The sequence below is a fragment of the Variovorax sp. AC194 genome (genome assembly GCF_979257995.1).
This window is the reverse complement of sequence record NZ_OZ409823.1, coordinates 1661144-1684696: the sequence shown is the minus strand read 5'-3', so window position 1 is coordinate 1684696 and position 23553 is coordinate 1661144. Positions and strand designations below refer to the sequence as shown.

At 67.2% G+C, this 23553-nt stretch carries 21 protein-coding genes; 13 read left to right on the top strand and 8 right to left on the bottom strand.

The annotated features are described in order from the left end of the window. Window positions 1-43 precede the first annotated feature (43 nt). The 6 genes from ACZYRS_RS08105 to serA form a co-directional block, all read right to left on the bottom strand. A complete protein-coding gene (locus tag ACZYRS_RS08105) occupies window positions 44-1069 on the bottom strand; it encodes a Tim44 domain-containing protein (protein ID WP_463418813.1) in 1026 nt (341 codons plus the stop codon). Between the two features lie 32 nt (window positions 1070-1101). Beyond that, window positions 1102-1833, bottom strand: a complete 732-nt coding sequence (gene ubiE / locus ACZYRS_RS08100; protein WP_198785149.1) for a bifunctional demethylmenaquinone methyltransferase/2-methoxy-6-polyprenyl-1,4-benzoquinol methylase UbiE — start codon at window positions 1831-1833, stop codon at window positions 1102-1104. A 157-nt stretch (window positions 1834-1990) separates the two neighbouring features. Then, complete coding sequence (locus ACZYRS_RS08095; protein WP_463418812.1) at window positions 1991-2404, bottom strand: gamma-butyrobetaine hydroxylase family protein; 414 nt, start codon at window positions 2402-2404, stop codon at window positions 1991-1993. Between the two features lie 74 nt (window positions 2405-2478). Continuing rightward, window positions 2479-2919, bottom strand: coding sequence for an HIT family protein (locus ACZYRS_RS08090; protein ID WP_463418811.1), 441 nt, complete (start codon window positions 2917-2919; stop codon window positions 2479-2481). After that, complete coding sequence (locus tag ACZYRS_RS08085) at window positions 2916-6794, bottom strand: DUF3683 domain-containing protein (RefSeq protein ID WP_463418810.1); 3879 nt, start codon at window positions 6792-6794, stop codon at window positions 2916-2918. The genes ACZYRS_RS08090 and ACZYRS_RS08085 overlap by 4 nt, the downstream gene beginning before the upstream one ends. A 141-nt stretch (window positions 6795-6935) precedes the next feature. Beyond that, window positions 6936-8168, bottom strand: coding sequence for a phosphoglycerate dehydrogenase (serA, locus tag ACZYRS_RS08080; RefSeq protein WP_198785145.1), 1233 nt, complete (start codon window positions 8166-8168; stop codon window positions 6936-6938). 226 nt (window positions 8169-8394) lie between these two features. Here serA and ugpB point away from each other — a divergent pair, with 226 nt between their 5' ends. The 6 genes from ugpB to ACZYRS_RS08050 all read left to right on the top strand — a co-directional run bounded on the left by ugpB (window position 8395) and on the right by ACZYRS_RS08050 (window position 15907). Then, window positions 8395-9705 carry a sn-glycerol-3-phosphate ABC transporter substrate-binding protein UgpB gene (gene ugpB / locus ACZYRS_RS08075; protein WP_198785144.1) on the top strand — a complete coding sequence of 437 codons (1311 nt, stop codon included), beginning with the start codon at window positions 8395-8397 and terminating at the stop codon, window positions 9703-9705. 98 nt (window positions 9706-9803) lie between these two features. Then, window positions 9804-10685, top strand: a complete 882-nt coding sequence (gene ugpA, locus ACZYRS_RS08070; RefSeq protein WP_198785143.1) for a sn-glycerol-3-phosphate ABC transporter permease UgpA — start codon at window positions 9804-9806, stop codon at window positions 10683-10685. A 36-nt stretch (window positions 10686-10721) separates the two neighbouring features. Next, window positions 10722-11573: a sn-glycerol-3-phosphate ABC transporter permease UgpE gene (gene ugpE / locus ACZYRS_RS08065; RefSeq protein ID WP_093438956.1), complete on the top strand. Its 852-nt coding sequence runs from the start codon at window positions 10722-10724 to the stop codon at window positions 11571-11573. Between the two features lie 3 nt (window positions 11574-11576). Continuing rightward, complete coding sequence (gene ugpC, locus ACZYRS_RS08060) at window positions 11577-12584, top strand: sn-glycerol-3-phosphate ABC transporter ATP-binding protein UgpC (protein WP_198785142.1); 1008 nt, start codon at window positions 11577-11579, stop codon at window positions 12582-12584. 3 nt (window positions 12585-12587) lie between these two features. Then, window positions 12588-13334 (top strand): glycerophosphodiester phosphodiesterase, encoded by a 747-nt coding sequence (ugpQ, locus tag ACZYRS_RS08055; protein WP_463418809.1) that lies wholly within the window; start codon window positions 12588-12590, stop codon window positions 13332-13334. A gap of 62 nt (window positions 13335-13396) precedes the next feature. Continuing rightward, window positions 13397-15907 (top strand): DUF3772 domain-containing protein, encoded by a 2511-nt coding sequence (locus ACZYRS_RS08050; RefSeq protein ID WP_463418808.1) that lies wholly within the window; start codon window positions 13397-13399, stop codon window positions 15905-15907. Window positions 15908-15923: 16 nt separating this feature from the next. On the opposite strand, the gene ACZYRS_RS08045 is transcribed toward ACZYRS_RS08050, so the two are convergent. Beyond that, entirely contained in the window at window positions 15924-16394 is a 471-nt protein-coding gene (locus tag ACZYRS_RS08045; protein ID WP_144299149.1) for an Lrp/AsnC family transcriptional regulator, read from the bottom strand. A 220-nt stretch (window positions 16395-16614) separates the two neighbouring features. Here ACZYRS_RS08045 and ACZYRS_RS08040 point away from each other — a divergent pair, with 220 nt between their 5' ends. Genes ACZYRS_RS08040 through ACZYRS_RS08025 form a run of 4 tightly spaced genes read left to right on the top strand, consistent with a single transcriptional unit; the run spans window position 16615 to window position 19822 of the window. Then, on the top strand, window positions 16615-17595 hold the full coding sequence (locus tag ACZYRS_RS08040) for an ABC transporter substrate-binding protein (protein ID WP_463418807.1): 981 nt from the start codon (window positions 16615-16617) through the stop codon (window positions 17593-17595). 15 nt (window positions 17596-17610) lie between these two features. After that, window positions 17611-18507, top strand: a complete 897-nt coding sequence (locus ACZYRS_RS08035) for an ABC transporter permease (protein WP_463418806.1) — start codon at window positions 17611-17613, stop codon at window positions 18505-18507. Continuing rightward, window positions 18507-19301 carry an ABC transporter ATP-binding protein gene (locus ACZYRS_RS08030; RefSeq protein WP_463418805.1) on the top strand — a complete coding sequence of 265 codons (795 nt, stop codon included), beginning with the start codon at window positions 18507-18509 and terminating at the stop codon, window positions 19299-19301. Before ACZYRS_RS08035 ends, ACZYRS_RS08030 begins: the two co-directional genes overlap by 1 nt. Then, window positions 19301-19822, top strand: a complete 522-nt coding sequence (locus ACZYRS_RS08025; RefSeq protein ID WP_463418804.1) for a GNAT family N-acetyltransferase — start codon at window positions 19301-19303, stop codon at window positions 19820-19822. The genes ACZYRS_RS08030 and ACZYRS_RS08025 overlap by 1 nt, the downstream gene beginning before the upstream one ends. A 7-nt stretch (window positions 19823-19829) precedes the next feature. On the opposite strand, the gene ACZYRS_RS08020 is transcribed toward ACZYRS_RS08025, so the two are convergent. Beyond that, window positions 19830-20108, bottom strand: coding sequence for a hypothetical protein (locus tag ACZYRS_RS08020; RefSeq protein ID WP_198785135.1), 279 nt, complete (start codon window positions 20106-20108; stop codon window positions 19830-19832). Between the two features lie 124 nt (window positions 20109-20232). Here ACZYRS_RS08020 and hemA point away from each other — a divergent pair, with 124 nt between their 5' ends. The 3 genes from hemA (at window position 20233) to prmC (ending at window position 23539) form a co-directional block, all read left to right on the top strand. Beyond that, window positions 20233-21504, top strand: a complete 1272-nt coding sequence (gene hemA / locus ACZYRS_RS08015; protein ID WP_463418803.1) for a glutamyl-tRNA reductase — start codon at window positions 20233-20235, stop codon at window positions 21502-21504. 98 nt (window positions 21505-21602) lie between these two features. Beyond that, window positions 21603-22691: a peptide chain release factor 1 gene (gene prfA / locus ACZYRS_RS08010; protein WP_463418802.1), complete on the top strand. Its 1089-nt coding sequence runs from the start codon at window positions 21603-21605 to the stop codon at window positions 22689-22691. After that, window positions 22691-23539, top strand: coding sequence for a peptide chain release factor N(5)-glutamine methyltransferase (prmC, locus tag ACZYRS_RS08005; protein WP_463422467.1), 849 nt, complete (start codon window positions 22691-22693; stop codon window positions 23537-23539). The genes prfA and prmC overlap by 1 nt, the downstream gene beginning before the upstream one ends. Window positions 23540-23553 lie beyond the last annotated feature (14 nt).

Below are 23553 nucleotides of genomic sequence, written 5' to 3'. Positions count from 1 at the left end.
TATCGTTTCTGTACGCGGCCCGGCGGCCGCGAACGTCTGCCGTTTACTGCAGCGCCTGCACGCCGGCAACCAGCCAGCCGCCACCGCCGCTGGTCGGCTTGGTCATGTTCCACACTTCGCGGAACGGACCCGGGCCTGCCGAGGCGTCCTCGCGGATCATGCCGGAGAACTCCACGCTCGCCATGTAGGCGTCGGGCAGCTCTTCGATGCCGAGCAGCTTGGCGTCGAGCATCACGACTTCGGTCTTGTTCGACGCGCCGCCTGTGTGGCTCGCACGGTCGGCCAGCTGGGTGCGGATTTCCTCGACCATCTCGTCGGTCATCATCGAGCGCAGCATCGACACGTCGGCGCGGTCCCATGCGTCCTGCAGCGTCACGAAGTTGCGCTTGGCGGCGCCGAGGAAACCGTCCACATCGAAGCCCGCGGGGATGCCCCAGGACTGCGAACCGCCCAGCGCCGAACCGATCATGCTGCCGCCGGCTGCGGCGCCTGCTGCAGAGAGGCTGCTGCCATGGCGGTCACCGTCGGCCGGCGTGGCATCGAAGGCCGTTGCCGAACGCTCCCATGGGCGTGCCGACGCATCGTTGCCCACGTTGGCCGGGCTGTACTGCACCGGCGCGCTGGCGTTGGCGGGGTTGCCGCCGGCGCCCTGGAAGGCAAAACCGCCTTGGCCATTGGCACCGTTCGAAGCAGCCGAACGCGCCTTGAAGATGCGCCACACCGCGAAGGCGGCGAACACCAGCAGGCCGATCAGGAGGATGTTGCCGAAGCCGGCACCCAGGCCCAGCGAATGTGCGAGCCATGCGAGGCCCAGGCCCGCGGCGAGACCGCCGAGCATCGCGCCCCACGGACGCTTCGGTGCGGCGGCTGCGGGTGCGGGCGTCGCGGGCTTGGCGGCCGAGTTGGTCGCGTTCTGCTGCGCGGGGGCCGCAGGCGGCGTGGACTGGCGCTGCGTCACGTTGGACGACTGGCGGCCGAAGGACTTGCCGCCACCCACACGGGCGGCGTCGGCCTGCACGCTCACGAGCACCAACGCAGCTGCCAGGAACAAAGAACTCAAACTTTTCATGTCGTCTCCTCTAGAGCGAAAAATTCGCCTCATCAACACTTGATTCCAACATGCAGCGCAGCGATGCCACCCGTCATGTTGTGATAGTCCACATGTCCGAAACCGCCCTCTTTCATGAGGGTCTTGAGCTCCTCTTGCGAGGGATGCATGCGGATCGATTCGGCCAGGTAGCGATAGCTCGCGTCGTCGCCGGCCACGAGCTTGCCAAGGCGCGGCAGCACGTTGAAGGAGTACCAGTCGTAGGCCTTGGTGAGCGGCTTGGCGATCTTGGAGAACTCGAGCACCAGGAGCTTGCCGCGCGGCTTGAGCACGCGGTTCATTTCCTTGAGCGCGGCGTCCTTGTGCGTCATGTTGCGAAGACCGAAGGCCACCGTCACGACGTCGAAATGGTCATCGGGAAACGGCAGCTTCTCGGCATCGCACACCAGCGTGGGCAGCGCGACGCCGGCATCGAGCAGGCGGTCGCGGCCGGTGCTCAGCATGGCTTCGTTGATGTCGGTGTGCACCACCTGGCCGGTGGCGCCGACCTTCTTGGAGAAGGCGAGCGCGAGGTCGCCGGTGCCGCCCGCGATGTCCAGCACACGCGAGCCTTCGCCCACGTTCGCCACCATCACGGTGTAGGCCTTCCACGCGCGGTGCAGGCCCACCGACATCAGATCGTTCATGACGTCGTAGCGCGAGGCCACCGAATCGAAGACGCCGCGAACGCGTTGCGCCTTCTCGCTTTCGTCGACTTTCTCGAAGCCGAAGTGGGTTGTACTCATGCAACCGATGTTAGGCCGGAAGCCCACACATCAAGGCGACGACCCCGCGCCTACGGCGGGCATTTGTTGCTTTTTCTTCAAATGAAGAGACGCTGCAGCGCGCGCCGCTGTTGCCTCGAGGGCTATCGTTTCAATAGCACCGGGAGATTTGAAAGCATCAGTGGCTGCTGCACGCAGACCCGCCCTTGTCGATCATCGGCGCATCGCGATCGATGCCCGCCTCGGCCAGCCGGCGCTCGTACTGCGCCCACAGGTTGGCCTGGTTCGCGCCCAGTTCGTAGAGCAGGTCCCACGAGTAGATGCCGGTGTTGTGGCCATCGCTGAAGGTGGGCTGCACGGCGTAGTTGCCGACCGGTTCGAGGTCGGCCAGCCCCACATCGCGCTTGCCGGTCTGCAGCACTTCCTGGCCCGGGCCGTGGCCCTGCACTTCGGCCGAGGGCGAGTAGATGCGCATGAGTTCGAACGGAATGCGGAAGGTCGCGCCGTCCGAGAAGCCCACCTCGAGCACGCGCGACTGGCCGTGCACGGTGATCGATTGCGGCGTCGGTGCGCCCGGTTTCAAGCCTGCCATAGCGGTATTCGGTGTCCCGTTCGAAAGATTTTCGGAGTGGCGCAGTATGCCGCGCAGCGGCGCCGGCCTCGCGTTCAGCCCTGCAGCACTGCCAGTCGGCGGACCATCTCAGCCTCCACCTTCGGAAGCAACGCCTGCAGATCGGCCACGCGATCGATCGGCGCCGCGCGCTGCGCGGCCGCCCAGAACGGCGCGGGAAAGTGGCTGTCCCAGTCGAAGCGCGCGATCACGTGCCAGTGCAGGTGCGGCACCATGTTGCCGAACGCGGCGAGGTTGACCTTCGTGGGCTTCAATTGCGCGCACAGGCACTGCTCGACCGCCGTTACTGCTTCCATGCACAGCACGCGGTCCGCGGCATCGAGATCGGAAAACTCCGGCGCATGTTCGCGCCAGATCACGCGGTAGAAGGCCGGAAAGCCCGCCTCCTCCGCATGGATCACGCGCAGCTTCGCGCCCTCGAACACGACGCGGCCACCGGGGCCCTCGCAGAACGGGCAGCCCTGTTGCGCCGTCACACCAGCACCCGCTCGATACCGCCCTGGTTGGCGGCGGCCACGTACTCGGGCATCCAGTTGTCGCCCAGGATCTTGTTGGCCATCTCGACCACGATGTAGTCGGCTTCGAGGAGGCCGTTGTTCAGGTCGTTGCCGTAGCGCGAGAGGCCCTGCAGGCAGCTCGGGCAGCTGGTGAGGATCTTCACGTTGCCCTTGGCGCCGACGGCGCCGCTCTCGCGCAACTCGGCCTCGCCCTTCTTGAGCTCCTCTTCCTTGCGAAAGCGGATCTGCGTGGAGATGTCCGGCCGCGACACGCCCAACGTGCCCGACTCGCCGCAGCAGCGGTCGTTCTTGAGCACGTTGTCGCCGACCAGCGCCTTCACCGTCTTCATCGGGTCCTGCAGCTTCATCGGCGAGTGGCAGGGGTCGTGATAGAGGTAGCCGCCACCGCCGGCGTCCGCAAGGGTGATGCCCTTCTCGAGCAGGTACTCGTGGATGTCGATGATCCGGCAGCCCGGGAAGATCTTGTCGAACTGATAGCCCTGCAGTTGGTCGTAGCAGGTGCCGCAGCTCACCACCACCGTCTTGATGTCCAGGTAGTTGAGCGTGTTCGCGACACGGTGGAAGAGCACGCGGTTGTCCGTGATCATCTTCTCGGCCTTGTCGAACTGGCCGCTGCCGCGCTGCGGATAGCCGCAGCACAGGTACCCCGGCGGCAGCACCGTCTGCACGCCCGCGTGCCAGAGCATCGCCTGCGTGGCCAGGCCCACCTGCGAGAAGAGGCGCTCCGAGCCGCACCCCGGGAAGTAGAAGACCGCCTCGGTTTCCGAGGTGGTCGCCTTCGGGTTGCGGATGATCGGCACGTAGTCCGCATCCTCGATGTCCAGCAGCGCGCGCGCCGTCTTCTTGGGCAGGTTGCCCGGCATCTTCTTGTTGATGAAGTGGATCACCTGCTCCTTGAGCGGCGCCGGACCCAGCGTGGCCGGCGGCGCCGCGGTCTGCTTCTTCGCCAGGCCGCGCAGCAGGTCGTTGGCCAGGCGCTGCGCCTTGAAGCCGATGCCCACCATGCCCGCGCGCACCGCCTTGATGGTCTGCGGATTGGTCGCGTTGAGGAAGAACATCGCGGCCGCGTTGCCCGGGCGGAAGCTCTTCTGCCCCATCTTGCGCAGCAGGTTGCGCATGTTCATCGACACGTCGCCGAAGTCGATCTTCACCGGGCAGGGCGTCAAGCACTTGTGGCACACGGTGCAGTGGTCGGCCACGTCCTCGAACTCTTCCCAGTGCTTGATGCTGATGCCGCGCCGGGTCTGCTCCTCGTAGAGGAAGGCTTCGACCAGCAGCGAGGTCGCCAGGATCTTGTTGCGCGGGCTGTAGAGCAGGTTGGCGCGCGGCACGTGCGTGGCGCACACCGGCTTGCACTTGCCGCAGCGCAGGCAGTCCTTCACGCTGTCGGCGATGGCGCCGATGTCGCTCTGCTGCATGATCAGCGACTCGTGCCCCATGAGGCCGAAGCTCGGCGTGTAGGCGTTGGTGAGGTCGGCGTGCAGCGTGATGGCTTCGCCCGCGGGCGCGCGCAACAGCTTGCCCTTGTTGAAGCGGCCTTCGGGATCGACGCGGGCCTTGTATTCGGTGAAGGGGCGCAGCTCTTCGTCGCTCAGGAATTCGAGCTTGGTGATGCCGATGCCGTGCTCGCCCGAGATCACGCCATCGAGGCTGCGCGCGAGCGCCATGATGCGCACCACCGCGGCATGCGCGGTCTGCAGCATGTCGTAGTTGTCGCTGTTCACGGGGATGTTGGTGTGCACGTTGCCGTCGCCCGCGTGCATGTGCAGCGCGACCCACACGCGGCCCTTGAGCACGCGCTTGTGGATGGCCGTGCACTCGGCCAGGATCGGCGCGAACTCGGCGCCCGAGAAAATTTCCTGCAGCGGCTGGCGCAGCTGCGTCTTCCAGCTCGCGCGCAGGCTGTGGTCCTGCAGTTGCGGGAACAGCGCGTCCACGTTCTGCAGCCAGCCGGCCCAGAGCGCGCGCACCTCGTGCACCAGCGCCACGGCCTGCGCCACGCGGTCTTCGAGCAGCTCGGCCGCCGGAATCTCGTGCGCGTCGTCGGTCTTGCCCAGCGGCAGGTTGCCGCGCGTGAGGAACACTTCGAGTTCGTCGGTGAGCGCGAGCTTGTTCTGCAGCGACAGCTCGATGTTGATGCGCTCGATGCCGTCGCTGTACTCGGCCATGCGCGGCAGCGGAATCACCACGTCTTCGTTGATCTTGAAGGCGTTGGTGTGCTTGCTGATGGCGGCCGTGCGCTTGCGGTCGAGCCAGAATTTCTTGCGCGCCTCGGGGCTGATGGCGATGAAGCCTTCGCCGCTGCGAGAGTTGGCGATGCGCACCACTTCCGAGGTGACGCGGGCCACCGCGTCGGCGTCGTCGCCCGCGATGTCGCCGAACAGCACCATCTTTGGCAAGCCGCCGTGCTTCTTCGACTTGGTGGCGTAGCCCACCGCCTTCAGGTACCGGTCGTCCAGGTGCTCCAGGCCCGCCAGCAGCACGCCCGAGCGCTTCTGCTCGGCGAACATGAAGTCCTTGATCTCCACGATGCTGGGCACCGCGTCCTTCGCGTTGCCGAAGAATTCGAGGCACACGGTGCGCGTGTGCGAAGGCATCTTGTGCACCACCCAGCGGCAGCTGGTGATGAGGCCGTCGCAGCCTTCCTTCTGGATGCCCGGCAGGCCCGAGAGGAACTTGTCGGTCACGTCCTTGCCGAGACCTTCCTTGCGGAAGGTGCGGCCGGGAATGTCGAGGCGCTCGGTGCGCAGCTTGGTCTTGCCGTCGGCCGCGTAGTACTGCAGCTCGAACAGGGCGCTCTCGGCGTCGTGGATCTTGCCCAGGTTGTGGCCGATGCGCGTGACTTCGAGCCATTCGGCCTGCGGCGTCACCATGCGCCACGAGGCGAGGTTGTCCAGCGCCGTGCCCCAGAGCACGGCCTTCTTGCCGCCGGCGTTCATCGCGACGTTGCCGCCCACGCACGAGGCTTCGGCGGAGGTCGGGTCGACCGCGAACACGAAGCCCGCGCGCTCGGCCGCATCGGCCACGCGCTGCGTGACGACGCCCGCCTCGGTCCAGATGGTCGGCACCGGGTCGGCAAGCCCGGGCAGCGACATGTGCTCGACCTCGGTCATCGCCTCGAGCTTCTCGGTGTTGATGACGACGCTGTTCCAGGTCAGCGGAATTGCGCCGCCCGTGTAGCCGGTGCCGCCCCCGCGCGGAATGATGGTCAGCCCCAGCTCGATGCAGCCCTTCACCAGGAGCGCCATCTCGGCCTCGGTGTCGGGGCACAGCACGACGAACGGGTACTCCACGCGCCAGTCGGTCGCATCGGTCACGTGCGATACGCGCGAGAGCCCGTCGAACTTGATGTTGTCCTTGGCGGTGAGCCGGCCCAGCACGCGCGTGGCCTTGCGGCGCAGCGCCGCGACGTCGCGGAACTTGGTGTCGAAGGCGGCGACCGCATCGCCGACCAGCGCGGTGAGCTCGCCCACCAGCTGGTCGCGCGGCATGTCGCTGTCGGGGGTGCGGCGCTTCTGGACTTCGGTCAGGCGGTGGCGCAGGGCCTCGACCAGCTGGCCGCGGCGGCGCGGGTTGTCCAGCAGGTCGTCCACGAGGTAGGGGTTGCGCTGCACCACCCAGATGTCGCCGAGCACTTCGTAGAGCATGCGCGCCGATCGGCCGGTGCGGCGCTCGGCGCGCAGGGTCTGCAGCAGTTCCCAGCCACGTTCGCCCAAGAGGCGAATCACGATCTCGCGATCGGAGAAGCTGGTGTAGTTGTACGGGATCTCGCGCAGTCGGACAGGCTCTGCGGCCTGTGCCAACAGCGTGTTCAACGCGGTCGGAGCATTCATCGGGTGGGGCCCTTGGCCAGGCGCTGCGCGCCCATGTAGCCGGGGGGTCGATTTTAGGGCAGGCCTTGGGGTCTTGCCTCGTGACCCGGGTCTTGCCCTTGTGCTAGGCGCGCGGCCCCGTCGTCGCGCCCCCAAGGCTCATCAGAACAGCACGCGGCTGCGGATGGTGCCGTTCACCTTCGCCAGCTTCTCCAGCGCCAGGTCCGACGAGGCGGCATCGATGTCCGTCACCACGTAGCCGACCTTCTCGTTGGTCTGCAGGAACTGGGAAGAGATGTTGATGTTGTTGTCCGAGAAGATCTTGTTGATCTCCGACAGCACGCCCGGCACGTTGCGGTGGATGTGCAGCAGCCGGTGCTTGCCCGGGTGCGCGGGCAGCGCCACCTCGGGGAAGTTGACCGACGAGGTCGAGGTGCCGTTGTCGCTGTACTTCACCAGCTTCTCGGCCACTTCCAGGCCGATGTTGGCCTGCGCCTCCATCGTGGAGCCGCCGATGTGCGGCGTGAGGATCACGTTGTCCAGGCCCCGCAGCGGCGACTGGAACTCGTCCTTGTTGCTGCGCGGCTCCACCGGGAACACGTCGATTGCGGCGCCCAGGAGCTTCTTTTCCTTCAGCGCGGCGGCCAGCGCGTCGATCTCGACCACGGTGCCGCGCGAGGCGTTGATGAGGATCGAGCCCGGCTTCATCGCCGCGATCTCGGCCGCGCCGATCATCCATTGCGTGGCCTGCGTCTCGGGCACGTGCAGCGTGACGATGTCGCTCTGCGCGAGCAGCTGGTGCAGGTCGCGCACCTGGCGCGCATTGCCCAGCGGCAGCTTGGTCACCACGTCGAAGAACGCCACGTGCATGCCCAGCGCCTCGGCCAGCACCGACAGCTGCGCGCCGATGGAGCCGTAGCCCACGATGCCCAGCGTCTTGCCGCGGATCTCGAACGCGTTGTCGGCCGACTTGAGCCAGCCGCCGCGGTGCGCCACCGCGCTCTTCTCGGGCACGCCGCGCAAGAGCAGGATCGCTTCGGCCAGCACCAGCTCGGCCACCGAGCGCGTATTCGAATAGGGGGCGTTGAACACCGCCACGCCATGCTCGCGGGCGGCTTCCAGGTCGACCTGGTTGGTGCCGATGCAAAAGCACCCGGCGGCCACCAGCTTGTGGGCTGCGGCAAACACTTCGGCCGTCAGTTGCGTGCGCGAACGGATGCCCAGGAAGTGAACATCGGCGATCTTCGCCTTGAGTTCGGCGTCGGGCAATGCACCCGGCAGCGACTCGATGTTGGTGTAGCCGGCGGCGCGCAGCACCTCCACGGCCGAAGGGTGGATGCCCTCGAGCAAGAGGAACTTGATCCTGCTTTTGTCGAGGGAGGTTTTGCTGCTCATGGCGGTCTCGCAAAGGGCCCTGGCCGTGGCGAAAAGCTGGGCCGAAAAAGGGAGGGCGATGCTAGCATGGTGCGGCGCAGCATGCAGGTCCCCAGCCCGCGCCAGGCTTGGTCCCAAAGGGGTTTCCCCGATTGGAAGATGACAGCGGTCCGTGCGCCAATGTGACCCGGCTGTGTCATCCACATGCCCTAGCATCCGCGCTTTCATTTTCCCTTCAGGAGTCTTCATGCGATTCAAGACGCTCGCGCTGGCCTCGGCGCTGGCCGCCACGCTGTTCAACGTGGCACAGGCACAGACCGAGATCCAGTGGTGGCATTCCATGACCGCCGTCAACAACGAATGGGTCAACGACCTGGCCAAGCAGTTCAACGAGAGCCAGAAGGAATACAAGATCGTGCCGACCTTCAAGGGCACGTACGACGAATCGATGACGGCCTCCATCGCGGCCTTCCGCTCGGGCAACGCACCGCACATCCTGCAGGTGTTCGAGGTGGGCACCGCCACCATGATGGCCAGCAAGGGCGCGATCATTCCGGTCGGCCAGGTCATGAAGGACGCGGGCGAGAAGTTCGACCCGGCCGCCTACATCCCCGCCGTGGCCGGTTACTACACCGCCCCCAACGGCCAGATGCTGAGCTTCCCGTTCAACAGTTCCACCACCATCTTCTATTTCAACAAGGACGCCTTCAAGGCGGCCGGCCTTCCCACCGACAAGGCACCCTCGACCTGGCCCGAAGTGGTCGCGGCAGCGGCCAAGCTCAAGGCGAGCGGCCACAAGTGCCCGTTCACCACCGCCTGGCAGAACTGGACGCAGGTGGAGAGCTTCTCGGCCTGGCACAACGTGGAGTTCGCGAGCAAGGCCAACGGCCTGCAGGGCCTGGACGCCCGCCTGAAGGTGAACTCGCCGCTGCACCAGCGCCACATCGAGAACCTGGCCAGCATGGCCAAGCAGGGCCTCTTCATCTACAAGGGCCGCGGCAACGTGCCCGAGGCCTCGTTCGTCTCGGGCGAGTGCGCCATGATCAACACGTCTTCGGGCTTCTACGGCAACGTGGCCAAGAACGCCAAGTTCGCCTACGGCCTGGCGCCCCTGCCCTACTACCCGGACGTGCCCGGCGCACCGCAGAACACGGTGATCGGCGGCGCGAGCCTGTGGGTCATGTCGGGCAAGAAGCCGGCCGAGTACAAGGGCGTGGCCAAGTTCTTCAGCTTCATCTCGACGCCTGAAGTGCAGTCCGCCAGCCACAAGCGCACCGGCTACCTGCCGGTGACCACCGCCTCGTACAAGCTCACCGAGGAATCGGGCTTCTACAAGCAGAACCCCGGCACCGACGTGGCCGTCACGCAGATGATCCGCAAGGTCACCGACAAGAGCCGCGGCATCCGCCTGGGCAACTACGTGCAGATCCGCGCCATCGAGGACGAAGAACTCGAACAGGTCTGGAACGGCAAGAAGACCGCCAAGGAAGCCCTGGACGCCATCGTCACGCGCGGCAACGAGCAGCTCGAACGCTTCCAGAAGGCGAACAAGAGCTAACGATTGACGGCCGGGCCCTCGGGTCCGGCTAATATCGCCCGCCCCCGTTCGCTCTTGCACAAGGGCGGGCCGGGCGGGATTTTTTATTCAGAGGGATCATGGAAAAACGCGTTTTCTTTCGCTCGGGCTGGCTGCCCTGGCTGTTGCTGACGCCGCAGATGGCGGTGATCCTCGTGTTTTTCTTCTGGCCGGCGGGGCAGGCCATCCTGCAATCGCTGCAGCAGCAGGACGCGTTCGGCACCTCGGTCGAATACGTCGGGCTGCAGAACTTCAAAGAACTGTTCCACGACCCGGCGTATGCCGAGTCGTTCAAGACCACCGCGCTCTTCTCGGTGCTGGTGGCCGGCATCGGCATCAGCCTGTCGCTGATGCTGGCGGTGTTCGCCGACCGCATCGTGCGCGGCGGCATGTTCTACAAGACCATGCTGATCCTGCCCTACGCCGTGGCACCCGCCGTGGCCGCCGTACTGTGGGTCTTCATGTTCTCGCCCTCGCTGGGCGTGGTGGCCTATGCCCTGGGCAAGATCGGCATCAACTGGAACCACCTGCTCGATTCCGGCCACGCCATGACGCTGATCGTGATGGCCTCGGTGTGGAAGCAGATCTCCTACAACTTCCTGTTCTTCCTGGCGGGCCTGCAGTCCATTCCGAAGTCGCTGATCGAGGCCGCCGCCATCGACGGCGCGCGCCCGTGGCGCCGCTTCTGGACGGTGCAGTTCCCGCTGCTGTCGCCCACCACCTTCTTCCTTTTGGTGATCAACGTGGTCTACGCGTTCTTCGACACCTTCGCGATCGTCGATGCGGCCACGCAGGGCGGCCCGGGCAAGGACACGACCATCCTGGTCTACAAGGTCTACCACGACGGCTTCAAGGGCCTGGACCTGGGCGGCTCGGCCGCGCAGTCGGTGGTGCTGATGGTGATCGTGGTGGCGCTGACGGTGATCCAGTTCCGCTACGTCGAGAAGAAAGTGCAGTACTGATGAAGCAACAACAAAACAAATCCGGCGGAGCACGGCATGGTTGAGAAGCGCGGCACCCACGGCATCCTGGCCCACGTCATCATGATCCTGGGCGTGCTCATCGTCGCCTTCCCGCTCTACCTGGCGTTCGTGGCTTCCACCCACACCGCGCAGGAGATCGTGCAGGCGCCGATGCCGCTCCTGCCCGGCTCGAACATCGTGGACAGCTACAAGGGCGCGCTCTTCGGGCGCGAGAACAGCGCGGGCTCCAACGCCCCGGTGGCGCACATGATGTGGGTGAGCTTCGTCACGGCCATGGTCATCGCCATCGGCAAGATTTCCATCTCGCTGCTGTCGGCCTTCGCCATCGTCTACTTCCGCTTTCCGTTCAAGAAGATCTGCTTCTGGGCCATCTTCGTGACGCTGATGCTGCCGGTGGAGGTGCGCATCCTGCCCACCTACAAGGTGCTGTCGGACCTGAACATGCTGAACACGTACGCGGGCCTCACGGTGCCGCTGATCGCGTCTGCCACGGCGACCTTCCTGTTCCGCCAGTTCTTCCTCACGGTGCCCGACGAGCTCACCGAGGCCTCGCGCATGGACGGCGCAAGCCCCATGCGCTTTTTCTTCGACGTGCTGCTGCCGCTCTCCAAGACCTCGATCGCGGCGCTCTTCGTGATCCAGTTCATCTACGGCTGGAACCAGTACCTCTGGCCGCTCCTGGCGACCACGAGCGAAGACATGTACCCGGTGGTGGTCGGCATCAAGCGGATGATTGCCGGCGGCGACGGGCAGAACGAATGGAACGTCGTGATGGCCACCGCCATCCTGGCGATGCTGCCGCCCGCACTGGTGGTGGTCTTGATGCAAAAGTGGTTCGTCAAGGGCCTTGTGGACACTGAAAAATAAGTTATGGCTGCTCTTTCCCTACGCAACGTCATCAAGCGCTACGGCCACGGGCCGAAAGCCAACCAGGTCATCCACGGCGTGAGCGCCGAGATCGCCGACCATGAGTTCATCGTGATCGTCGGGCCCTCGGGCTGCGGCAAGTCCACGCTCTTGCGCATGGTCGCGGGCCTGGAGGAAATCTCGGCCGGCGAAATCGCCATCGGCGGCAAGGTCGTGAACCAGCTGGAGCCCTCCGAGCGCGACATCGCCATGGTGTTCCAGAACTACGCGCTCTACCCGCACATGAGCGTGTTCGCGAACATGGCCTACGGCCTGAAGATCGCCAAGGTGCCGGTGCCCGAGATCAAGGTGCGTGTGGACAAGGCCGCCAAGATCCTGGAGCTGGGCCACCTGCTTGAGCGCAAGCCCCGCGAGCTCTCCGGCGGCCAGCGCCAGCGCGTGGCCATGGGCCGCGCGATCGTGCGGCAGCCGCGGGTGTTCCTGTTCGACGAACCGCTCTCGAACCTGGACGCCAAGCTGCGCGCGCAGACGCGCCTGGAAATCCAGAAGCTGCACCGCGAGCTGGGCATCACCTCGCTCTTCGTCACGCACGACCAGGTCGAGGCGATGACGCTCGCGCAGCGCATCATCGTGATGAACGGCGGCGTGATGGACCAGTTCGCGACGCCCGAGGAGGTGTACTCGCGCCCGGCCACCACGTTCGTCGCGAGCTTCATCGGCTCGCCGCCGATGAACCTGCTCAAGCACGCCCCGGGCGTGCGCGCGGGCCAGATCCTGGGCATCCGCCCCGAGCACATGAAGCTGGACGAAAGCGGCTGGACGGTGCAGGTCGAGCAGGTCGAACTGCTGGGCGCCGAGCGCCTGGTGTACGGCCGCATCGGCGACGAGCAGATCATCATGCGCACCGACGAAGGCGATCACCCGCCGGTCGCAGGCGACACGGTGAAGATCGCGGCGCGCGAAGACAAGCTGCATTGGTTCGACGCCGGATCGGGCAAACGCGCGGACTGAACGATGGCCGAACGCAGCCCCTGGCCGTACCCCCGCTGGGTCGCGCACCGCGGCGCCGGCAAGCTGGCCCCTGAAAACACCCTCGCCGCCTTCCGCTTCGGCGCGGCGCACGGCTACCGCATGTTCGAGTGCGACGCCAAGCTGAGCGCCGACGGCGTGCCCTTCCTCATGCACGACGCCACGCTCGATCGCACCACGAACGGCCGCGGCATCGGTGGCCAGCAAACGTGGAGCGCGCTGTCGCAGCTGGACGCGGGCGGCTGGCATTCGCGCGCTTTCGCGGGCGAGCCGCTGCCCACGCTGGAGAACCTGGCGCGCTTCTGTCTGGCGAACGATTACCTCCTCAACATCGAGATCAAGCCGACGCCCGGCACCGAGCGCGAGACCGGCGAAGTCGTGGCGCGCGAAGCGGCCCGTCTGTGGCAGGGCGCGGCGATCGCGCCGTTCCTCACCTCGTTCCAGGTCGAATCGCTGCGCGGCGCGGCCGCGGTGCAGCCCGAGCTGCCGCGCGGCCTGCTGCTCGATTCGCTGCGAAAGGGCTGGCTCGACACCGCGCTGGAGCTCGGCTGCCAGGCGATCGTCTGCAACCATGCCCTGTGGGATGTTCACACCGTCGCACAGGTGCACGGCGCCGGCCTGCGCTCGCTGAGCTACACCGTCAACGACGACTGGGCCGCGCAGCGGCTCATCGCGCTGGGCACCGACGGCATCATCACGGACCGGGTGGACCTCTTCAGCCCCGCGGGGTGACGCTGCTGCGACGCAGCACTTCTTACCCGTTCTTACGCAATGGCGGCTTCTATGATGCGGCCATGAATCGGACCTCTCGCCTGGCGGGCTTGTGCCTTCCCGCCATCCTGGCCCTGCTGACCCTGTTGACCTGCGGCGGCGCCCTTGCGCAGCCGGACGCCAGCATGAACGCCGGCAACGGCAACCCCAACAACAGCGCCAACACCGCCGCCGCCGCAGTGCCGGCACCCACCATCGCCGAGCTGCGCGCGCAGTTCGCCAAGGCGGCGCCCGTGCCCGGTACCGCAGCCGCTGCCGCTGCTGCCGCCGGCGCCACCCCCGGCGGCGAGGACGATGCGCGCAAGCAGCTCGCGCAGATCAACGACATCGGCGTGCAGGCCGACAAGTTCGTGGCCGCCCGCACCGGCGACCTGGCCGACCTGAACGCGCGCCTGGGCGAGCTGGGCAACCCGCCCGCCGCCGGCGCCACCGAAGACCCCAACATCACGCGCCAGCGCGCGCAGCTGACCAAGGAGCGCAACGCGCTCGATGCCGACATCCGCCTCGCAAAGCTGCTGTCGATCGACGTGCGCCAGCGCGGCACCGACCTCGTGCTGCAACGGCGCCAGCAGTTCGAGGCCGAGCTCACCAGCCGCGCCGCCTCGCCGCTCACCGGCGCGTTCTGGAACGACTTGCGCGAGGCCTGGCCCGACGACCTCGCCCGGCTGCAGGCCATCGGGGCGGCGCTCGACGATGGGTTCGAAGAGGCGTGGCAGCCGGAGAGCCGCACGGCGGTGATCGCCGCGCTCGTCGGCGCGCTGCTGCTCGCATGGCTCGGCGTCTGGGCGGCCGAGCGCGGCCTCACGCGCCTGGCGATGCGCGTGCTCCCGGCCGGGCGGCTGCGCCGTTCGCTGCTGGTGATCGCCATCGTCGCGAGCCACGTGCTCCTGGTCGCGGTGGCCGCGCACGGCTTCGTGGAGGTGCTCAAGGCCCATGCCACGTGGGATCCGCAGGCGCGCAAGGCGCTGCAATCGGCGGCGCAGGCGCTGACCTTCATGGCCTTCGTCATCGGCCTGGGGCGCGCGCTGCTGGCGGCGGCCCGCCCCTCGTGGCGCCTGCCGCCCATTCCCGACGCCACGGCCAGCCGCCTGTCGGTGCTGCCATGGCTGGTGGCACTGGTGGCCGCGCTCGCCTGGACGCCCGCGGAGATCAACGCCCTCATCGACGCCAGCTTCGCCGCCGTGGTGACCACGCATGTGCTTACGGCGCTGCTGCTCACCGCGCTGGTCGGCACCGTCATCTATCGCCTGAAGGCGCTGCGCGCCGATGCGCCCGCGGCCGGCCTGCCCGAGCGGCCGATGTGGGTGGGCCTGCTGGTCGCGCTGATCGGCGTGCTGGTCATCGCGATCTGGGTGCTGGTGGCCGTGGGCTACGTGGCGCTCGCGAGCTTCCTGGCCTCGCAGCTCACCTGGAGCGGCATCGTGGCTGCGGCGTTCTATGTGCTGTTCAAGTTCGCCGACGACGTGTTCATGGCACTGGTGTCCTCGCGCAGCACCTTCGGCCAGAAGCTGCAGAAGAGCTTCAACCTCGCGCCGCAGACGCTGGACCAGACGGCCACGGTGCTCTCGGGGCTGAGCCGCGTCGCGCTCTTCTTCTACATGCTGATCGCGCTGGCCGCGCCGCTGGGCACGGGGCCGGGCGAGGTGTTCCAGCGCAGCGGCAAGTTCGGCACCGGGGTGAAGGTGGGCGAATTCCAGCTGGTGCCGGGCGCCATATTGAGCGCCATCGCGGTGGCGGTGATCGGCTTCATCGTGCTGCGGGTGTTCAAGCGCTGGCTAGAGCGCAGCTACCTGCCCAACACCAAACTGGAGCCGGGCATGCAGAGCTCGCTCACCACGCTCCTGGGCTACGTGGGCGGCATCCTGGTGATCGCGTTCGCGCTCTCGGCCATGGGCATCGGCATCGAGCGCATCGCGTGGGTGGCCAGCGCCCTGTCGGTGGGCATCGGCTTCGGGCTGCAGGCGATCGTGCAGAACTTCATCTCGGGGCTGATCCTCCTGGCCGAGCAGCCGGTGAAGGTGGGCGACTGGGTGGTGCTGGGCACGGCCGAGGGCGACGTGCGGCGCATCAACGTGCGCGCCACCGAGATCCAGCTGGGCGACCGCTCCACGCTGATCGTGCCGAACTCGGAATTCATCACCAAGACGGTCCGCAACATGACGCTGGCCAATGCCGAGGGCCGCGTGCTGATCCGCCTGCCGATGCCGCTGACCACCGACGCGCAGCGCGTGCGCGAGCTGATCCTGGAGGCCTGCCGCGCGCACGAGGGCGTGCTGGAAACGCCGGCGCCCTCGCTCACGCTGGAAGGCATCGAGAACGGGCTCTTGATCTTCCAGGCGATCGCCTATGTGGCGAGCCCGCGGCTGGCGGGCGGCGTGCGCAGCGATTTGCTGTTCGTGATCCTCGATGAGCTCAAGAAAGCCGGCCTGCCGATGGCCACGCCGACCACCTTCATGATGGCGCCCACCGAGCCCGCCGCGGCCGCGCCGGCGCCCGCGACGCAGAACTCGCCGATTCCCGGCATGCCGACCTGAGCCCCGCTCCTGTCCCCTACTCGAGCGGCAGCGCCGTGGTGCACTTGATCTCGTTGAGGCACACGCTCGAGCGCACGGCCGAGACGCCCGGCATGTGCATCAGCGTGTGCATCAAAAACTGCGAGAGCGACTCCAGGTCGCGCGCGACCACCTTGAGCACATAGTCGAAGTCGCCGGTCACCGAGTAGCACTCCAGGATCTGCTTCAGGTCGGCGATCAGGTCCTGGAACTTGGGCAGCTCGTCGACGTGGCCGCGCGCCATGGTCACGTGGATGAAGGCGATCACGCCAAGGCCGACGTGCCGCGCATTCAGGTGCGCCGCGTAGCCGTTGATGAGGCCCAGCTCCTCCAGCCGTCGGTGGCGCCGCATGCACTGCGCGGGCGACAGGTTGGCCACCTCCGACAGCTCCAGGTTGGTGGCGCGGCCGTGCACCTGCAAGTGGTCAAGAATCCGCCGGTCGATCCGGTCGAGTTCGATCTCGTGCAATTTCATCTCTTACATCCTCCATTGGATGCAATTATGTTTCCTAAAGCGGGGTAAGCCCGATCCGTCCATGCACCTTAATTGTGCAAAGTACGATCTAGACTTCGAGGCTGCCGGGATTGCACGCGCAACGCCCGGCCCCGCTGAATTCCCCGCCCCGGCGCACGCTGGCGGCCACATCTCAGACCCCAGACGCATCCATCCCCCATCCGGAGACCCTCACGTGAAAAACGCCCTGCTTCGCACCCCCTTCAGCGCCGTCGCCCTGGCCCTCGGCATGCTGGCCGCCGCGCCCTCGTTCGCGGCCGACACCAAGTCGGTGGCCGTCACGGCCATCGTCGAGCATCCGGCGCTGGACGCGGTGCGCGACGGCGTGAAGGCAGAGCTGAAGGCGGCGGGCTACGAAGAAGGCAAGAACCTCAAGTTCACCTACCAGAGCGCTCAGGGCAACGTGGGCACCGCCGCCCAGATCGCCCGCAAGTACGTGGGCGATGCGCCCGACGTGATCGTGGCCATCGCCACGCCGTCGGCGCAGGCCGTGGTGGCCTCCACCAAGACGATTCCGGTCGTGTACTCGGCCATCACCGATCCGGTGGCCGCCAAGCTGGTGAAGAACTGGGATGCCACCGGCACCAACGTGACCGGCGTGTCGGACCTCTCGCCGCTGGAAAAGCACATCGGCCTCATCAAGCAGGTGGTGCCCAACGCCAAGCGCATCGGCGTGATCTACAGCCCCGGCGAAGCCAACTCGGTGGCGATCGTCGCTTCGCTCAAGAAGGCCGCCGCCGATGCCGGCATGACCGTGGTCGAAGCCGCCGCCGCCCGCACGGTGGACGTGCCGACCGCCGCGCAGAGCCTGGTGGGCAAGGCCGACGTGATCTACACGCCGACCGACAACAACGTGGTCTCGGCCTTCGAAGGCATCGTGAAGGTCGCCCAGCAAGCCAAGCTGCCGGTGGTGGCCGCCGACACGGCCACCGTCGAGCGCGGCGCCGTGGCGGCGCTGGGCCTGAACTACAGCGACATCGGCCGCCAGACCGGCAAGATCGTGGTGCGCATCTTGAAGGGCGAGAAGCCCGGCACCATCGCCTCGCAGACCAGTACCAACTTCGAGCTGGTGGTGAACCCCACCGCCGCCAAGGCGCAGGGCGTGACGCTGTCCGAATCGCTCCTGAAGAGCGCCAAGATCGTGGCCACGAAGTAAGAAGCCAGCTTCTTTATGTCGCTCATCGCTTCGCTGGGCGCCATCGAGATCGGTCTGATATTCGGACTGGTCGCGTTGGGCGTCTTCATGTCGTTTCGCATCATCAATTTTCCCGACCTCACGGTGGACGGCAGCTTTCCGCTGGGCGCCGCCGTGGCCGCGACGCTGATCGTTCTCGGCTGGAATCCGGTGGCCGCCACCGCGGTCGCCTGCGTGGCGGGCGCCGCCGCGGGCTGGGTCACGGCCTGGCTCAACGTCAAGTTGAAGATCATGCAGTTGCTCGCGAGCATCCTGGTGATGATCGCGCTGTACTCGGTCAACCTGCGCGTGATGGGCAAGCCCAACGTGGCGCTGATCACCGAGTCGACCGTCTTCACCATGGTCGACTTCGGCGGCATGCCCGAGCAATGGGCCAAGCCGCTGTTGCTGCTGCTGATCGTGATCGTCGCGAAGATCGTGGTGGACATGTTCTTCGCCTCCGAAGCGGGCCTGGCGATGCGCGCCACCGGCGGCAATGCGCGCATGGCGCGGGCGCAGGGCATTTCGACGGACTTCCACACGATGGCGGGTCTTGCGCTCTCCAACGCGCTGGTCGCGCTGGCCGGCGCGCTCTTCGCGCAGAGCCAGGGCACGGCCGACATCTCGATGGGCGTGGGCACGATCGTGATCGGCCTGGCCGCGGTGATCATCGGCGAGACGCTCCTGCCCGCGCGCAGCATGGTGATCACCACGCTGGCCTGCGTGCTGGGTGCGCTGCTCTACCGCTTCTTCATCGCGATGGCGCTGAACACCGACTTCATGGGCCTGCAGGCGCAGGACCTGAACCTGGTGACCGCGGTGCTGGTGGCGGTAGCGCTGCTGATCCCCGCGTACAAGCGCAAGCTGCGCGGACTCTTCAAGGGGAAGAACTGATGCTGCGCGCACAACATCTGGAGATGACTTTCAACCCGGGCACGCCGATCGAGAACCGCGTGCTGCGCGGGCTCAGCCTGGAGATTCCGACCGGCCAGTTCGTCACCGTGATCGGCTCGAACGGCGCGGGCAAGTCCACGTTGCTCAATGCGGTGAGCGGCGACCTGATCGTGGACAAGGGCAGCATCGAGATCGACGGCAAGGACGTCACGCGCATGAACGCCTGGCAGCGATCGGGCATGGTGGCCCGCGTGTTCCAGGACCCGATGGCCGGCACCTGCGAGGCGCTGACGATCGAGGAAAACATGGCGCTGGCGTACAAGCGCGGCGAGCGGCGGGGCTTCGGCTTCGCGCTCAACCGGGGCCTGCGCGAGTTGTTCCGCGAGAAGCTGTCGATCCTGAAGCTGGGGCTGGAAAACCGGCTGGCCGATCGCATCGGCCTCCTCTCGGGCGGGCAGCGGCAGGCGGTGAGCCTCCTGATGGCGTCGCTCAAGCCCTCGCGCATCCTGCTGCTGGACGAGCACACGGCCGCGCTGGACCCGAAGACCGCCGCCTTCGTGCTGGAGCTGACCGCCAGGATCGTCGAAGGCAGCCAGCTCACCGCGATGATGGTGACGCACAGCATGCGCCAGGCGCTGGACTACGGTTCGCGCACCGTCATGCTGCACGAGGGGCAGGTGATCCTGGACGTGGCCGGGCCGGAGCGCTCGGGCCTCGATGTGCCCGACCTGCTGCGCATGTTCGAGCAGACGCGCGGCGAGAAGCTGGACGACGACAAGCTGTTGCTGGCCTGATGGTGGGCTTGGCGGAGGGCGCCGTCTTCGTGCGTGCGATGCGCGCGGACGACCTGGACGCGGTGCTCGCGATCCAGCTCGCCTGCTACGGCGCGGGCTTCGTGGAAGACGGTGCGCTGATCGCGCGGCGGCTGGCCGCGGCGCCGGAGACGGGATGGGTCGCCGGGCAAGAGGGAGAGGTCAGGGCCTATCTGGCGGCCTATCCCTCGATCGCCGGCAAGCTCACGGCGCTGCATGGCGAGTTCGAGGTCGCGCCGGAAGCCGACGCGCTGTACCTGCACGACCTGGCGGTGCATCCAGCCGCTTCAGGGCTGGGCCTCGGACCGCGGCTGGTGCGGCATGCGTGGGCGCATGCGGCGCAGGCCGGATGGGGGCAATCGACGCTGGTGTCAGTGCAGTCTTCGGTGGGTTTCTGGGAGCGGCAGGGCTATGCCGCGACGCAGCCGGCAGACCCGGCGCAGCAAGCCCGGCTCGCGACCTATCCCGGCACGTCGGTCTACATGGTCCGCCGGCTGGGCTGACGCTGGATCAGCGGCGCCAGCCGCGCATCGCGAGCCACTGCACGGTGCCGCAGACCGCCACGAGCGCGGCATAGGTCGTCATCACCCCGTCGCGCCCGAACACCACAAGGCCGACGACGAGCACCGCGACGCCGGCGCCGAAGGTGATCGCCCATTGCACCCACCAGCGCGGAACGCCCGTGCGGCGCCCGCCCAGGAACCGGCCCACGAGCGCCAGCACCAGCGCGATGAACGCCGCGGGTGCCACAAAATTAAGCAGGTGATCGAAGAGGGCCAGCAGGTCCATCGGGGAGAGTGGGAGAGGGGCGCCAGCATCTGGCGAAGGTTATGGCTGTTGTTATGGCTGTTATAGGGAAAGCCATTTGTCCCTCGGCAAGCCCCGGGTCGCTGCTGATTTTATAATCACGCCCATGTCTGTCTGGGCTCTAGGCTTGAACCACACGACCGCGCCGCTCGATCTGCGCGGTCGTTTTGCGTTCGCGCTCGACCAGATCGCCCCGACCCTGCAGAGCCTGCGCAATTCGTTCCCCAGCGGCCGCCATCCCCAGGTGGAGGCCGCGATCATCTCGACCTGCAACCGCACCGAGATCTACTGCGCCTCCGAGCACATCGCGCTGGACCACACGGTCGGCTGGCTCGCCGAAAGTGGCGGCGTGGCCCCCACCCTGCTGCGCTCGCATGCCTACACCCTGCACGACGACGAGGCTGCGCGCCACGTCTTTCGCGTGGCCAGCGGGCTCGATTCGATGGTGCTCGGCGAGGCGCAGATCCTCGGCCAGATGAAAGACGCGGTGCGCGCGGCCGAGAACGTCGGCGCCCTGGGCACCACGCTCAACCAGCTGTTCCAGCGCTCGTTCGCCGTCGCGAAAGAAGTGCGCACCGCCACCGAGATCGGCGCGCATTCCATCAGCATGGCGGCCGCGGCCGTGCGGCTGGCGGGACAACTCTTCGAAGACCTGCGCACGACGCGCGTGCTGTTCGTCGGCGCGGGCGAAATGATCGACCTCGCGGCCACGCACTTCGCGGCCAAGGAGCCCAAGTCCATCGCCATTGCCAACCGCACGCTGGAGCGCGGCGAAAAGCTCGCCACGCGCTTCGGCGGCGAGGCGATGCGGCTGGCCGACCTGCCGGCGCGGCTGGCCGAATTCGACATCGTGATCAGCTGCACCGCGAGCACGCTGCCGATCATCGGCCTGGGTGCCGTAGAGCGCGCGCTCAAGGCACGCAAGCACCGCCCGATGTTCATGGTCGACCTGGCCGTTCCGCGCGACATCGAGCCCGAAGTGAAGGCGCTGGAAGACATCTATCTCTACACCGTCGATGACCTCGCGCACGTGGTGCAGCAAGGCCAGGCCAACCGCCAGGCCGCGGTGGCGCAGGCCGAGGTGATCATCGATGCGGGCGTTCAGAGCTTCATGCACTGGCTGGGCCAGCGCAGCACGGTGCCGCTGATCCAGCAGCTCAATGTGCAGGCCGACGAATGGCGCGCCGCCGAGATGGCGCGCGCGCGCAAGCTCCTGGCCAAGGGCGAATCGGTCGATGCGGTGCTCGAGGCGATGTCGCGCGGGCTCACGCAGAAGATGATGCACGGCGCCATGGCCGAGCTGCATTCGGGCGATGCCGCATCGCGCGAGCAGACCGCGCAGACCATCTCGCGCCTGTTCCTGCGCAAAGAGCGTTAGCGACGCTCGTCAGTGGTCCGGCCCTGCGTGCCGAGGCCTGCCTGCGCCCTGCCGCTGCTTGCGGCATTTGTCCCCCATTTTTTCGAGCGTTTTCTTCCGTGAAATCCTTTCTGCGCCACCAACTCGAACGCTACGTCCAGCGGCTGGGCGAGCTCGACTTCCTGCTCTCGCGCGAAGACATCATGAGCGACATGGCGCAGTACCGCACCATCTCGCGCGAGCACGCCGAGGTCACGCAGATCGCCGGCCGCTACGAGCGCTACAAGCAGCGCGAAGCCGACATCGCCGGTGCGAAGGAAATGCTCGACGACCCCGACATGGCCCAGATGGCGCGCGACGAAATTGCCGGCGCCGAAGCCGAACTGGTGCAGCTCGAGGAAGAGCTGCAGCGCCTCTTGCTGCCCAAGGACCCCGACGACGCGCGCAACGCCTTCATGGAAATCCGCGCCGGCACGGGCGGCGACGAATCGGCCCTCTTCGCGGGCGATCTGCTGCGCATGTACACGCGCTACTGCGAGCGCGCCGGCCTGCGCTGCGAGATCGTGAGCGAGAGCGCGAGTGAACTCGGTGGCTACAAGGAAGTGGTGATCCGCATCGTGGGCGACGAAGTGTTCGGCAAGCTGCGCTTCGAGTCGGGCGGCCACCGCGTGCAGCGCGTGCCGGCGACCGAGACGCAAGGCCGCATCCACACCAGCGCCTGCACGGTGGCCGTGCTGGCCGAGCCCGACGAGACGGTGGCCGTGCAGATCAACCCCGCGGACCTGCGCATCGACACCTACCGCGCGAGCGGCGCCGGCGGCCAGCACATCAACAAGACCGATTCGGCCGTGCGCATCACGCACATCCCGACCGGCATCGTGGCCGAGTGCCAGGACGACCGCAGCCAGCACCGCAACAAGGCCAAGGCGCTGCAGGTGCTGTCGGCGCGCATCCAGGAAAAGGACCGCAGCGAACGCGCCGCCAAGGACGCGGCGATGCGCAAGGGCCTGATCGGCAGCGGCGACCGCTCGGACCGCATCCGCACGTACAACTTTCCGCAGGGGCGGCTCACCGACCACCGCATCAACCTCACGCTCTACAAGCTGCTGGCGATCATGGAGGGTGATCTCGGCGACGTGCTGGAGGCGCTGCGCGCCGCGCGCGAGGCCGAGCAGTTGGCCGAGCTGGAATCGAGCCTGCCCGCGTGATGACCGAAGCCGCCGCACCGTCCACCGTGGCCGAGGCGCTGGCTGCGGCCGTGGCCCTGGGCGTCGATCGGCTCGATGCCCAGTTGCTGCTGCTGCACGCGCTGGGCCGCGCGCCGCACGACCGCGCCTGGCTGCTCGCGCACGACACCGATGCCATGTCCGATGCCGCATGGGCCGCGCTCTCGTCGCAGCTGTCGCGGCGCCTCGCGGGCGAGCCCGTGGCTTATCTGCTCGGTACCAAGGAATTCCACGGCCTCGATCTGCAGGTCGATGCGCGAGTGCTGGTGCCGCGGCCGGACACCGAGACGCTGGTCGACTGGGCCCTGCAATGCCTCGAAAGCAGCACTGCCCCGCGCGTGCTCGACCTCGGCACGGGCAGCGGCGCGATCGCGCTGGCGCTGCAGCATGCGCGCCCCGATGCGCACGTCGATGCGGTCGATGCCAGCGCCGATGCGCTGGCCGTCGCAGAGGCCAACGCCCGGCGCCTCGGCCTGCCGGTGCGCTTTGCCCGGGCCCATTGGCTCGACGGCGCTGCCGACGGCTACACGGTCATCGCCAGCAACCCGCCGTACATCGCCGCCAACGACCCGCACCTACCGGCGCTGAAGCATGAGCCCTCCTCCGCGCTCGTCGCGGGCGCGGACGGGCTCGACGACATCCGCCAGATCGTCCAGAGCGCCCCCGATCACCTCGCCGCGGGCGGCTGGCTGCTGCTCGAACACGGCCATGACCAGGCGGCGGCCGTGCGCCAACTGCTCGAAACCCGCGGTTTCGCCGAAGTCCAAAGCCGGGACGACCTGGCAGGCATCCAGCGCTGCTCGGGCGGAATCTGGCGCGCAGTGAAATAATCCCCCTCAGCCCC